Here is a 12,807-nt window from a genome sequence, read left to right as displayed (position 1 = left end):
CTTTCTTCCTATTCCGCGACCGCCGCAAGCATCCGTATGTCTCCCCTCGCCGACCGTACCCATGAATTCCTGACATTCCACGCGGTGGAGGTCTTCAAACAGGCGCAGGCCATGCAGGCCGTGGGGCGGGACATCGTCAGCCTGGGCATAGGCGAACCGGACTTTACCGCGCCCGCCCAGGTGGTGGAAGCGCTGGAACGCGCCGCGCGCGCAGGCCGGAGCGGCTACAGCCCACCCGCCGGCCTGTCGGCGCTGCGCGAAGCCATCGCCGAGTTCTACACCCGTTTCGGCGCCCATGTCGATCCGTCGCGCGTCATCGTGACGGCGGGCGCGTCGGGCGCCCTGTCGCTGGCCTGCGCCGCCCTGGTCAATCCGGGCGACGAAGTGCTCATGCCGGATCCCTCCTATCCCGCCAACAGCAATTTCGTGCTGGCGGCGGGCGGACGGCCGCGCCTGATCGCGAGCACGCCGGAGAAGCGCTTCCAGTTGTCGGCCGCGGACCTGCGCGAGCACTGGTCGTCCCGCACCCGCGGGGTGATCGTCGCGTCGCCCAGCAATCCCACCGGCACCTCGGTCGCGCAGCCGGAGCTGGCGGAGCTGCTGGGCGAGATCGGCGCACGCGGCGGTTTCACGCTGATGGACGAGATCTACCTGGGGCTGTCCTACGACGGCCAGCCGCGCTCGGCGCTGGCCCTGGACGACGACGTCATCGTCATCAACAGCTTTTCCAAGTACTTCAATATGACGGGTTGGCGGCTGGGTTGGCTGATCGTGCCGCAGTCCATGGTGGCAACCGTCGAGAAAATGGCCGCCAGCCTGGCGATCTGCGCCCCGACCCTGGCCCAGCACGCGGCCCTGGCCTGCTTCCAGCCCGACACGCTGGCGCTCTACGAAGAGCGGCGCCTGGCCTTCCAGGCACGCCGCGACTTCCTGCTGGACGCCTTCGACCGCCTGGGGATCCAGGTGCCGGTCAAGCCGGATGGCGCGTTCTATATCTATGCGGACGTGTCGCGCTGGGGCATGGACAGCGCCAGCTTCGCCATGCGGCTGCTGCAGGAAGCCGGTGTGGCCGCCGTCCCGGGCCTGGATTTCGGCCCGGCGCACGCCAGCCGCACCGTGCGCTTCGCGTACACGACCGGCATGGAACAGCTCAGGGCGGCGGTGGACCGTATCGGCGGGTTCCTGGACACGCTGCGCCCTTAGGCGTCGGTGGCAGGACACGGTCGGCGGGACACGCTCGGCGGGTTCCGCTCGGCGGGACACGCTCCCGCCGACGGGCCCCGTCCTGGTCCTAGTCCCGCGCCAGCGGGATACCCGACGCCAGCGCCAGGCGGCGACGTTCCGCCTGCACCTTGTCGCCGTAGCCGCCGTCGTTCGCGCCGCTCGCGCCGACGTAGCACGCCAGGCCACCCGGCACCGAACCCCGGCGCTTGATGCAGTCCTTCAGGATGCCGGCGCCCACGCGGATATTGGAAACCGGGTCCAGCGCGCCCTTCTTGCCATAGGCATCGAACTTGGACTGATGCACGCTGGTCATCACCTGCATGAGGCCCTGCGCGCCCACGCTGGACTCCGCGAACGGGTTGTAGCGCGACTCGACCGCGATGACCGCGAGCAGCAGCAGCGGATCGATCTTCAGCTCGCGGCCCACCTTGTACGAGGTATTCACGAGCACCGCGGTGGCGTCCGAGGCGACCTTGTATTTGCGCGAGATATAGTTGCGCAGGGCTTCGGTCTGCCCGGTGTTCACGGTTTCGGCTCGCGGCGCAGCCTTGAGTTCGGGATGAGGCAAAGGCGTAAGGAAAGCGGTCGCGTTATTGCCGGTATCCGGCACCGCCAGCGCCACGGCGCCCGGCGAACCATCTGTCCTGTTGCTATCGTCCGCGTCCAGGTCGGACAGCGTGTCGGCGTCGGCATAGGCGCTATCCGAAGATCCCGCCGGGGAAACCGTCGCGGGTGCAAGCGCCGTCAATAATGCTTTGTGTACCTGCAAGGCCTGATCGCGCAGACCAGGCAAAGCCAAACCCATGCTGACTGTGACGATGACCGCGATGCCCAGGTAGACCGAACAGATACGCAGCCATTCGCCGAGATAACGGTGAACGCCTTGTGCCAATTGCCGGAAGACCGGATAACTGGCGACTGACGCATAAGGCATTAGTGACCTCCTGCGTTTTATAGGGAAGGGGATGTTAACCTCTTATGGACTGCCCATATGTAACAAAAACCCGTAATTACCACGCAACGTTGGGCAACTTTGTCGAACTTCCGCGAACTCACATACGCTCTCCCCTAGGCCTTCCGTGAAATACCGAGATTTAAGAGATTTCATCGCCCAACTCGAAGCGCGCGGCGACCTCAAGCGCATCGCCGCGCCGGTGTCCACCCACCTGGAAATGACCGAGATCGCCGATCGGGTGCTGCAAAAAGGCGGCCCCGCCCTGCTGTTCGAAAACGCGATGCACCAGGACCGTCCCGCGGGCATGCCGGTGCTGGCCAACCTGTTCGGCACGCCCAGGCGCGTGGCCTGGGGCATGGGCGCGGAACAGGTCGAGGCGCTGCGCGACACCGGCGAACTGCTGGCCTCGCTGCGCGAACCCGAACCGCCCAAGGGCCTGCGCGACGCCTTCGCCAAGGTCGCGATGCTCAAGGCCGCGCTCTGGGACATGAGCCCGAAAACCGTGCGCAGCCCCGCCTGCCAGGAGATCGTGCTGGAAGGCGACGACGTGGACCTGTCGCGCCTGCCGCTGCAAAAATGCTGGCCCGGCGACGTCGCGCCCTTGCTGACCTGGGGCCTGGTGATTACCAAGGGTCCGCGGGCGCGGCGCCAGAACCTGGGAATCTACCGCCAGCAGCCGGTCGGCCGCAACAAGCTGATCATGCGCTGGCTGTCGCACCGGGGCGGCGCGCTGGACTTCCGCGAGCATGCCCAGGCGCACCCCGGCCAGCCCTTTCCCATCGCGGTGGCCTTGGGCGCGGATCCGGCGACCATCCTGGGCGCCGTGACGCCGGTGCCCGACAGCTTGTCCGAATACCAGTTCGCCGGCCTGTTGCGCGGTTCGCGCACCGAAGTCGCCAAGGCGCTGGGCAGCGAACTGTCGGTGCCCGCCTACGCGGAGATCGTCCTGGAAGGGCACCTGCTGCCCAGCAGCGATCCGCGCGCCATCGCGCCCGCGGTCCCCGAAGGCGTGGCGCCGCCGCCGGACACGGGTTACGAGATGGCCTTGGAAGGCCCGTACGGCGACCATACCGGCTATTACAACGAACGCGACTGGTTCCCGGTGTTCACGGTGGACCGCATCACGATGCGGCGCGATCCCATCTACCATTCCACGTATACCGGCAAGCCGCCCGACGAACCGGCGGTCCTGGGCGTGGCGCTGAACGAAGTGTTCGTGCCCCTGCTGCGCCGCCAACTGCCGGAAATCGTGGATTTTTACCTGCCGCCCGAAGGCTGCAGCTACCGCCTGGCCGTGGTATCCATCCGCAAGCAGTATCCCGGCCACGCCAAGCGCGTCATGTTCGGGCTATGGAGCGTGCTGCGGCAGTTCATGTATACCAAGTTCATCGTGGTGGTGGACGAGGACGTCAACCCGCGTGACTGGAAGGAAGTGGTGTGGGCCATGACCACCCGGATGGACCCGGTCCGCGACACCACGCTGGTGGAGAACACGCCCATCGACTACCTGGATTTCGCTTCGCCGGTGTCGGGCCTGGGTGGCAAGATGGGGCTGGACGCCACCAACAAATGGCCCGGCGAGACCGACCGCGAGTGGGGCCGGCCCATCGTGATGGACCCCGCCGTCAAAAGTAAGGTGGACGCGATGTGGGGCCAGCTGGGTTTGTGACGGACGCCGAACCGGCCGCGCCGGCGGCCTGGCGCGCCTTCCAACCGCGGAAGACCTGCCAGCCCACCACGGCGGCGGTACCCAGCTTCAGCAGCCGGGAACGCTTGCCGCCCAGGAATGCGGTGGACAGCGTGGACGTAATGATGGGATAGCGGCGCACCAGGTTGAAGGCCTGCCAGGCCAGGCCGGGCATATTGCCCGCCCCCAGGCGCGGAACCAGGCCTTTGACCAGATGCGAAGGCGACAGGGACTGCGTCAGTCCGGCGACGTTGTGCACCAGCGCCTGGCGCTCGACCGCCGCGCGGGCGCGCAGCAATTCGATGCGCACCTGGCGGTCGACCTCGGGGGACAATTTACTCATGGCGCGTCTCCCGCCGGCGGGCGGCGTGGGCTTGGCGTTCGGCTTCGGCGCGGCGTTCCGCTTCCTCTTCTTCCTGCGCCTTGATGCGCAGGTGTTCGAGCAACTGCACGTCTCGCGCCAGCTCTTCCATCGTGGCGGCGAAGGGGGCCGGCCCCTGCGTCAGCATGCGCCGCACGACCAGCAGCAGGATGACGCCAAGGACGGCGTAAACGGCCGCCAGCGCGCCGAACGCCATATAGCGTTCGTCGGTGGGCCAGAAATACACGGCCACCAGTATGGAAAACACCAGCACGGCCAGGGTCAGGAACAACAGGGCCGCGAAGGAACAGCCCAGCAGCTTGAGCAGCCGGCCTTTTTCCGCCGAGGCTTCCAGCGCCAGCAGCTCGAAGCGCGTGCGCCCCAGTTCGACCAGGCTGGAGGCGACGCCGAGCAAGGATTTGCGTAAGGGCATGTTCGGGGGTGCGGAGCGCCGGCGGGTCGAAGGATTCGCGCCCGCCGTCGGTCCGCCAGGTGAGGGTTCAGCGGCGCGCGATCAGCAGGCCCAGCAGCAGGCCCGTCACGCCCGCGATGCCGATGGCTTGCCACGGATTGTCGTGCACGTAGTCATCGGTCGCGCGCGCTGCCTTGCGGCCACGCTCGACCACGGCGTCCTGCACTTCGTAGAGCGCTTCGCGGGTGCGCTTGAGCGACGTCATCGCGCGGTCGCGCAATTCGGCGGCCTTGTCGCCGGTGCTGGAGGCAGCTTCGCGCAGCAGGCTTTCCGCATCGTTCAGGCTGCTTTTGACGCTGTCGATCAGGTGGTCTTTGGCGGCGTCGGAAGTTTTCGCGTTCATGTTCGCTCCTTTCTTGTTGCAAGTCCTGGACAAAAACAATGATACCAGTGGGCCTTGGTCTCAAGCCCCGTATTGCTACCGTCTGCTACGCTCGCAAGCGGTCTATTTGATCGTTATTTGACCTTGGTTATCTCTACCGCGGATTTGATGCCCTGCTGATCGATATCCTGCTTCATGACCAGATTGACGGCCGGGCAATACCAATCGGTGACGGTGGTGTTCAGCGCCGGGATCGGAATGGTCAGGCCCTTGAACGTGGCCATCGTCGGGTCGGTATCGCGACGGTAGGAAATCGGCCAGCAGGATTGCTGCCCCAGCGCGGTTTCCATGTTGCGGCGGGTGCCGACGGTCTTCTGGCCTATGCGCACGGTGGTGCTGGGGGTGCCGCCCACGGGCGCTTCCTTGCCGATGTTCAGGCGGAAATTCGCCCCAGGCAGCTTCTGGCCCGGCCCGCTGATCTTGCCGTCGTAGGCGAACAGGCCCAGCATGCGCAGGTCGAACTGGCCGTCCGACGCGGGCCGTTCGCCGGCGTTTTCATACTTCACGAACGTCGCCTTGCCGTCGCGCACGGTCATCAGGTAATCCAGCTTGGATTTGCCCGGCGGCAACCCGGCATAGGAAAAAGTCGCGACGCCGCTGACACGGGCGCGGCAGTTCTCACCATTGCTTTTGGTTACTTCGGCAAACGCCAAATCGGCACCCAGTTGCAAATTGCCCGAGCCCGTCAGCTGAACCTGGCCTCCGTCGCGCACGAATTGGGCGTCGCAGACGCCGGCTTGGGCCGCGCCCGCGGCCAACGACAACGCGGCGGTGGCGAGCGCGTACCCAAGGACGTGGGGAAGCCGGCCGCCTCGCGGCGACACGGATGACATGGGGGGGCGGCTGGGGAACGCGGCGTCGGAAGCGGAATGCGGATACACGATTGGAGACCTCTTCGAAAGCGGCCGCCCATGGCGTCGGGCGGGTGCATCGATACTACACCGTGGCCGTCCCCCGCACGGCGCGGGCCGGCAGAGGCGCCTAATAGCGGCCGCCCATAAAATCGGGCCGCAATATTCCCACGACTCATAAGGACATGCCTATAACTTCGTTCCTGCGCCAGGGGATGGCTTTCTAGAATGCGCCTGTTGCCCACTTCGCGCCGCGACGGTGGGCTTGCGTCGTTTTGCCGCACCCCATACCGACCGCCCACCGCCATGAAACTATTTCCCCTGTTCGCCGACCTGAACCAGCGCCTCGTCCTGGTCGTGGGGGGCGGCACCGTCGCCGCGCGCAAGGCCCAGGCACTGCTGGAAGCCGGCGCCCGCGTGAAAGTGGGCGCGCCCGAGCTGGCCCCGGAACTGGCGGCGCTGGCGCAGGCAGGCAGGATCACCCATATCCCCGGACGGTTCGATGAAGCGTGGCTGGACGACAGCTGGCTGGTGGTGGCGGCCACCGATGACGAAACCGTCAACGCCCAGGTGGCGGCGGCGGCGGGCGCGCGGCGCATCCTGGCCAACGTGGTGGACGACCCCGCGCTGTCTTCCTTCCAGGTGCCGTCCATCGTCGACCGCTCGCCGCTGATCGTGGCGGTCTCGTCGTCCGGCGTGGCGCCGGTGCTGGCCCGCCGCATGCGCGAACGCATCGAATCCCTGTTCGACCACGCCCTGGGCCCCCTGGCCGAGCTGGCGGCCCGCTACCGGGCGCGCATCCGCGAACGCCGTCCGGACCTTGGGGCGCGCCGGCGCTTCTACGACACCCTGCTGGATGGCCCGGTCGCCGCGCTGCTGCGCCAGGCCCGTCCGGCGGAAGCCGAGCAGGCGCTGGAAGCCGCGCTGGCGCAGCCGCAGGAGACGCCCGTGGGCAGCGTGGTGCTGGTCGGCGCCGGCCCCGGCGACCCTGGCCTGCTGACGCTGAAGGCGCTGCGCGCCCTGAACGAAGCCGACGTCATCCTGTACGACCGCCTGATCAGCGCCGAGATCATGTCGCTGGCCCGGCGCGACGCCGAACGCATCGACGTGGGCAAGCGGCCGGGCGAAGACCACCCGGCCACCCAGGCCCGCATCCACGGCCTGATGGTCGAGCACTCCAGGCGCGGACGCCGCGTGGTGCGGCTCAAGGGCGGCGATGCCTTCATCTTCGGGCGCGGCGGCGAAGAGCTGCAATACCTGCGGGCCCACGGGGTTCCCTACGAGGTCGTGCCCGGCGTGACGGCGGCGCTGGCCTGCGCGGCCCATGCCGGCATCCCCCTGACCCATCGCGAGCACGCGCAATCGCTGCATCTGATCACGGCGCACTGCCGCGATGACAATGCCCAGGCCATGGACTGGCAGGCCTTGGCGGGCGCCAACCAGACGCTGGCGTTCTATATGGGTGTCGGGCAGTTGGAGTCGCTGTCGCGGCGCCTGCGCGACCATGGCCGCGCGGCGGATACGCCCTTCGCGCTGGTGGAAAACGGCAGCCGGCCGGAACAGCGGGTACTGACGGGCCGGCTGGAAGACCTGGCTCCGCTGGCCCTGACCCACGAAATACGCTCGCCCGCCCTGCTGATCGTCGGCAGCGTCGCGGCGCTGGCCAATGACCTGCACTGGTTCGGCCAGCATATCGACGGCATGGCCGCCGTGCCGGCGGGCTGAGGCCGGCTACTCCGCCTTCTGCCGCGTGCCGAAGATGCGGTCGCCCGCGTCGCCCAGGCCGGGGATGATGTAGCCGTCCTCGTTCAGCCGCTCGTCGATGGATGCCGTGTACACCTGCACGTCCGGATGCTCCCGGTCCAGGCGGGCGATGCCTTCCGGCGCGGCCACCAGCACCAGCGCGCGGATATCGCGGCACCCTGCCCGCTTCAGCATGTCGATGGTGGCGCACATCGAGCCCGCCGTCGCCAGCATGGGATCGACGATCAGCGCCACGCGCTGGTCCAGCTCGGCCACCAGGCGCTCCAGATAGGTGTGCGCCTGCAGGGTTTCCTCGTTGCGGGCGATGCCGACCACGCTGACCTTGGCGCCGGGCACCAGCGTCAGCACGCCGTCCAGCATGCCGATGCCGGCGCGCAGGATGGGTACCACGGTGATTTTCTTGCCCGCCAGCTTTTCCACGTCGACCATGCCGCTCCAGCCCTGCACCTGGCATGGTTCCAGGGGCAGGTCCTTGCAGGCCTCGTAGGTCAGCAGGGCCCCGACTTCCTGCGACAGCTCGCGGAAGCTCTTGGTGCTGAGGTCGGCGCGCCGCATGATGCCGAGCTTGTGGCGGATGAGCGGATGGCGGATTTCATGCACGGGCATGGGGATTCTCCGATGACAATGGGTGGAATCGTAGCCTGTTCAGCGATCGACCAGCCACTTGATCAGCGCATCGTCGAACGGCCGCACCGCGTCGGCGCGATCGTCGTTGACGATGCTGACCACCACGTAGCGCTTGCCGCTCGCGCCCAGCACATAGCCGGCCATGGCGCGCACGTTGGCCAGCGATCCCGTCTTCAGGTGCGCCATGCCGCGGGTGTCCTTGTCGCGCAATCGGCGGCGCACCGTGCCGTCGACGCCGGCGATCGCCAGGGAAGACATGAATTCCGGCATATAGGGCGAATTCCAGGCCACCGTCAGCATGGACGCCAGGCTGTCGGCCGAGACGCGGCCCGTGCGCGACAGGCCCGAGCCATTGTCGATGACCAGCTCGGGCATGGACAGGCCCTGGCTGCCCAGGACGCGCCGCACCACGGCCGCGCCGGTGTCCGGGGTGGCGGGACGGCGGCCGCCTTCCGCGCCCAGGGTCAGCAGCAGCAGGCGCGCCATGACGTTATTGCTGCGCTTGTTGATGGTGCGGATGATGTCGCCCAGCGGCGGCGATTCGTGTGAAGCCAACGGGACCGCGTCCGGCGGCACCATGCCGGCGCGGACCTGGCCGGTGAAGGTGCCGCCCATCTCGCGCCACAACTGCCGGATGACGTCGGTGGCGAAATCGGCTTGCGACAGGGCCAGGCGGTACAGGCTGAATTCGCCGCAGGAACCGGCCACGGTGCCGGTCACCCGCAAGGTAATGCCCTGCTGCGTGATGAGCGGCTCGGTCGAGACGTCCGGCGATCCGGGGCAGGTGGCGTCGCTCCATTCCACCTGGCCGCTGAGGCTCACGCCGGGTAGCGGGGGGTCGATCACCGGCCGCCAGCGCCGCGCCGCCGGATCCGGGATGAACAGCAGGCGCAAGGCGCCGAAGCCGACCATGAGCGCGTCCGGGCTGGCGTTGTAGGGTCGGTCTGGCGCGCCGTCGAAGGCGCCGGGGTCGGTGGCGACCGGGCCGAAGATCGTGCGGTCGATCACCAGGTCGTTGATCTGCCGCACGCCATGCAGGCGCAGGTCGCGCAGCAGCGTCCACAGGTCCTGCAGCATGAACAGGGGGTCGCCGCCGGCGCGCAGATACAGCGGACCCGGCAGGACGCCGCTGGCGTTCGGCCGGGCGCCCGGCTGGGCCAGCAATTCAGTGCGCCACGTGTAGTTGGCCCCCAGGCTGGACAGGGCGGACCAGGTGGTGACCAGCTTCATCACCGAAGCCGGGTTGCGCGGCTCCTTGGCGTTGATGGACAACAGGCGCTGGCCGCCCAGTTCCTGGACCACCAGCGACAGCGACCCGCTGGGCAGCTTGCTGGCTCGCCAGGTCGCCGCCAGGTCATGCGGCAGGACATTGGCCGAGGCCGGCGCCAGGCCCTGGGCGTTGGCCACCCCTGCCACCCCCACCGTCAGGGCCGCGACCGTGGCCGCTCTCAGGACCGTCAGGCCGGCCGAAACCGACTGCCGCAACCCTGAACCGGCCGCCGCCCACCACCCCGTCGTCCGCTTGCCTGCCCGCTCTGTCATTCCCGCCCGCTGCCGTCGCCAGATCGCCAAAAGCGCCAAGGATACCTTGCGTGGCGGGGTCGTGCGCCCGGGCCACTACAATGCCGGGTTGGCTTTTTACGATTTCGACGTCCAGCGTGTCTCCGTCCCTGCCCTCTTCCCTTCGCCTTGCCGATTTCGACTATGACCTGCCGCCGGAGCTCATCGCGCAGCATCCCAGCGCCGAGCGCGGCGGCAGCCGTCTGCTGCACCTGGACACCCACGGCGAGCTGCACGACCGGCGCTTCGCCGACGTGGCCGCGCTGCTGCGCCCGGGCGACCTGCTGGTATTCAACGATACCCGCGTGATCAAGGCGCGCCTGACCGGCCACAAGGCCAGCGGCGGCAAGATAGAGGTCCTGGTCGAACGCATCACCGGGCCGCGCCGCGCCCTGGCGCACGTGCGCGCCAGCAAATCGCCCGGGCCGGGAACGGTCCTGCGGCTGGCAGACGCCTTCGAGGCCGTGGTGGAAGGCCGCGCCGGGGAGCTCTTCGACCTGAGTTTTACGGAGGACGTACTGGCGCTGCTGGACGCCCATGGCGCCACGCCGCTGCCGCCCTATATCACCCATGCGCCGGACAGCGACGACGACACCCGCTACCAGACCGTCTACGCCCGTGAACCCGGCGCGGTGGCGGCGCCCACCGCCGGCCTGCATTTCGACCAGGCCATGCTGGACCGCCTGGAAGCCCTGGGCGTCGGGCGCGCCTTCGTCACCCTGCACGTCGGCGCCGGCACCTTCCAGCCGGTGCGGGTGGACAATATCGCCGACCACGTCATGCACGCCGAGTGGTACACCGTGCCCCAGGCGACCGCGGACGCCGTCGCGCGCGCCAAGGCGGCCGGCGGCCGCGTGGTGGCGGTCGGCACCACCAGCGCCCGCGCCCTGGAATCCGCGGCGGGGCAGCATCTGCCGCTGCGCGCCACCCAGGGCGATACGCGGCTCTTCATCACGCCGGGCTATCGTTTCCAGGCGCTGGACGTGCTGATCACCAATTTCCACCTGCCGCAGTCGACGCTCCTGATGATGGTGTCGGCGCTGGCGGGCATGGAACCCATCCGCCGCGCGTATGCCCACGCCGTGGCGCAACGCTACCGCTTCTTCAGCTACGGCGACGCGATGTTCATCGAAGCCGCCGCGGCCCCCACACCATGACCGGACTCGATTTCCAACTGCTGGCCACCGATGGCGGCGCCCGGCGCGGCCGCATCACGCTGAACCATGGCGTGGTCGAAACCCCCATCTTCATGCCCGTGGGCACCTACGGCAGCGTCAAGGCCATGCTGCCCCACGAGCTGGAAGAAATCGGCGCCCAGATCGTGCTGGGCAATACCTTCCACCTGTGGCTGCGTCCGGGCACGGACATCATGGAAAAGCATGGCGGGCTGCACGGATTCATGGGCTGGAACCGGCCCATCCTGACCGACTCGGGCGGTTTCCAGGTGTTCAGCCTGCAGGGCATGCGCAAGATCACCGAAGAAGGCGTGCGGTTCGCGTCGCCCATCGACGGCGCCCGGCTGTTCCTGACGCCGGAAGAGTCCATGCGCATCCAGCGCGCGCTGAACTCGGACATCGTGATGGTGTTCGACGAATGCACGCCCTATGAAATCGACGGCCGCGCCGCCACGGAAGAAGAAGCCGCGCGCTCCATGCGCATGTCGCTGCGCTGGGCGCGCCGCTCGCGCGACGCCTTCGACGGCTTGGCGAACCCCAATGCCCTGTTCGGCATCGTCCAGGGCGGCATGTACGAACGCCTGCGCGACGAATCGCTGGCCGGCCTGCTGGAGATCGGCTTTCACGGCTATGCGATCGGCGGCCTGTCCGTGGGCGAGCCCAAGGAAGACATGATGCGCATCCTGGCGCACGTGGCCCCGCGCCTGCCGGCCCAGGCCCCGCGCTACCTGATGGGCGTGGGCACGCCGGAAGACCTGGTGGCCGGCGTGGCGCAGGGCGTCGACATGTTCGACTGCGTCATGCCGACGCGCAACGCACGCAACGGCTGGCTTTTCACCCGCTACGGCGACGTCAAGATCCGCAATGCGCGCTACCGCGACGATACGCGGCCGCTGGACCCCAGCTGCGCCTGCCACACCTGCCGGCACTTTTCGCGGGCCTACCTGCACCATCTGCAGCGCGCCAACGAAATCACCGGCGCGCGGCTGAATACGCTGCACAACCTGCATTTCTACCTGACGCTGATGGGCGAGATGCGCGAAGCCATCGCCGCCGGCCGCTTCGAGGCCTGGCGGGCGCAGTTCGCGGCCGACCGGGCGCGCGGGGTGGATTAGCGACGCCCCGGCGCCGCCCCGCCGGGCTGCGCCGGCGGTGGGGGCCTACCCCGGGCGGGCGGCTTCGCTACAATAGCGGGCTGCCCTAGATGCGCAGGCTCGCGAAAAACCCACAACCAGATCAAAAACCGATAACCGGATCCGGCGACCGGATCCCACAGGAGTATCACGATGTCCTTCATGACCGACAACCTGGGCGTGGTCATCGCCCAAGCCGCCCCGGAAAGCGCGCTGATGAACTTCCTGCCGATCGTGCTGATGTTCGTCATCCTGTATTTCCTGATGATCCGTCCGCAGATGAAGCGCCAGAAGGAACACCGCAACCTGCTGGCCGCGCTGAGCAAGGGCGACGAAGTGGTCACCGCCGGCGGCGTGCTGGGCAAGGTCACCCGCGTCACCGACACCTACATCACGGTGGAGATCTCCGAGTCCGCGGACAAGCCCGTCGAAGTCGTCGTCCAGAAGAGCGCCGTGTCGACCGTGCTGCCCAAGGGAACCATCAAGGCGCTGTAAGCGTCCCAGCATGCCGGGCCGGCGGCGCAGCCGCCGCCCGCCCGGGCTCGCAGCGTTCCGGCGCCTCGCATTAAGCGCGTCGCCTTAAGCGCTTCGCCTTATGCGTCCCGGCTTTTCGCCT

The 12,807-nt window shown here is 68.1% G+C and carries 13 protein-coding genes; 6 read left to right on the top strand and 7 right to left on the bottom strand.

Annotated elements, in window-relative coordinates:
- The first annotated feature begins 36 nt into the window (after positions 1–36).
- Positions 37–1,203, top strand: coding sequence for a pyridoxal phosphate-dependent aminotransferase (locus CAL26_RS04130; protein WP_094845619.1), 1,167 nt, complete (start codon positions 37–39; stop codon positions 1,201–1,203).
- Between the two features lie 88 nt (positions 1,204–1,291).
- Here CAL26_RS04130 and CAL26_RS04125 read toward each other — a convergent pair whose 3' ends face one another.
- Positions 1,292–2,158 (bottom strand): transglycosylase SLT domain-containing protein, encoded by an 867-nt coding sequence (locus CAL26_RS04125; RefSeq protein ID WP_094845618.1) that lies wholly within the window; start codon positions 2,156–2,158, stop codon positions 1,292–1,294.
- A gap of 145 nt (positions 2,159–2,303) precedes the next feature.
- On the opposite strand from CAL26_RS04125, the gene ubiD reads away from it, so the two are divergent.
- On the top strand, positions 2,304–3,848 hold the full coding sequence (ubiD, locus tag CAL26_RS04120; RefSeq protein ID WP_094845617.1) for a 4-hydroxy-3-polyprenylbenzoate decarboxylase: 1,545 nt from the start codon (positions 2,304–2,306) through the stop codon (positions 3,846–3,848).
- On the opposite strand, the gene CAL26_RS04115 is transcribed toward ubiD, so the two are convergent.
- The 4 genes from CAL26_RS04115 to CAL26_RS04100 all read right to left on the bottom strand — a co-directional run bounded on the left by CAL26_RS04115 (position 3,805) and on the right by CAL26_RS04100 (position 5,914).
- A complete protein-coding gene (locus tag CAL26_RS04115; protein ID WP_256987952.1) occupies positions 3,805–4,209 on the bottom strand; it encodes a hypothetical protein in 405 nt (134 codons plus the stop codon). The two genes, ubiD and CAL26_RS04115, sit on opposite strands and share 44 nt — an antisense overlap.
- Positions 4,202–4,660 carry a phage holin family protein gene (locus tag CAL26_RS04110; protein WP_094845616.1) on the bottom strand — a complete coding sequence of 153 codons (459 nt, stop codon included), beginning with the start codon at positions 4,658–4,660 and terminating at the stop codon, positions 4,202–4,204. Before CAL26_RS04110 ends, CAL26_RS04115 begins: the two co-directional genes overlap by 8 nt.
- A gap of 67 nt (positions 4,661–4,727) precedes the next feature.
- The gene (locus CAL26_RS04105) at positions 4,728–5,042 is read right to left on the bottom strand and encodes a DUF883 family protein (protein ID WP_094845615.1); all 315 of its coding nucleotides are present in this window, start codon (positions 5,040–5,042) and stop codon (positions 4,728–4,730) included.
- A gap of 113 nt (positions 5,043–5,155) precedes the next feature.
- A complete protein-coding gene (locus tag CAL26_RS04100; RefSeq protein WP_256987951.1) occupies positions 5,156–5,914 on the bottom strand; it encodes a hypothetical protein in 759 nt (252 codons plus the stop codon).
- A 324-nt stretch (positions 5,915–6,238) separates the two neighbouring features.
- On the opposite strand from CAL26_RS04100, the gene cysG reads away from it, so the two are divergent.
- Complete coding sequence (cysG, locus tag CAL26_RS04095) at positions 6,239–7,657, top strand: siroheme synthase CysG (protein ID WP_094845613.1); 1,419 nt, start codon at positions 6,239–6,241, stop codon at positions 7,655–7,657.
- Positions 7,658–7,663: 6 nt separating this feature from the next.
- On the opposite strand, the gene upp is transcribed toward cysG, so the two are convergent.
- Both upp and dacB read right to left on the bottom strand, forming a co-directional pair.
- A complete protein-coding gene (gene upp / locus CAL26_RS04090) occupies positions 7,664–8,302 on the bottom strand; it encodes a uracil phosphoribosyltransferase (RefSeq protein WP_094845612.1) in 639 nt (212 codons plus the stop codon).
- A 39-nt stretch (positions 8,303–8,341) separates the two neighbouring features.
- Entirely contained in the window at positions 8,342–9,865 is a 1,524-nt protein-coding gene (gene dacB / locus CAL26_RS04085; RefSeq protein ID WP_094845611.1) for a D-alanyl-D-alanine carboxypeptidase/D-alanyl-D-alanine endopeptidase, read from the bottom strand.
- Positions 9,866–9,993: 128 nt separating this feature from the next.
- On the opposite strand from dacB, the gene queA reads away from it, so the two are divergent.
- The 3 genes from queA to yajC all read left to right on the top strand — a co-directional run bounded on the left by queA (position 9,994) and on the right by yajC (position 12,686).
- Positions 9,994–11,040, top strand: coding sequence for a tRNA preQ1(34) S-adenosylmethionine ribosyltransferase-isomerase QueA (queA, locus tag CAL26_RS04080; protein WP_094846011.1), 1,047 nt, complete (start codon positions 9,994–9,996; stop codon positions 11,038–11,040).
- On the top strand, positions 11,037–12,173 hold the full coding sequence (gene tgt / locus CAL26_RS04075; RefSeq protein WP_094845610.1) for a tRNA guanosine(34) transglycosylase Tgt: 1,137 nt from the start codon (positions 11,037–11,039) through the stop codon (positions 12,171–12,173). Before queA ends, tgt begins: the two co-directional genes overlap by 4 nt.
- A gap of 180 nt (positions 12,174–12,353) precedes the next feature.
- The gene (gene yajC / locus CAL26_RS04070; RefSeq protein ID WP_373454447.1) at positions 12,354–12,686 is read left to right on the top strand and encodes a preprotein translocase subunit YajC; all 333 of its coding nucleotides are present in this window, start codon (positions 12,354–12,356) and stop codon (positions 12,684–12,686) included.
- Positions 12,687–12,807 lie beyond the last annotated feature (121 nt).

It is taken from the genome of Bordetella genomosp. 9 (assembly GCF_002261425.1).
Classification (GTDB): Bacteria; Pseudomonadota; Gammaproteobacteria; order Burkholderiales; family Burkholderiaceae_B; genus Bordetella_C.
This window is presented reverse-complemented; position numbering and strand designations above follow the sequence as displayed.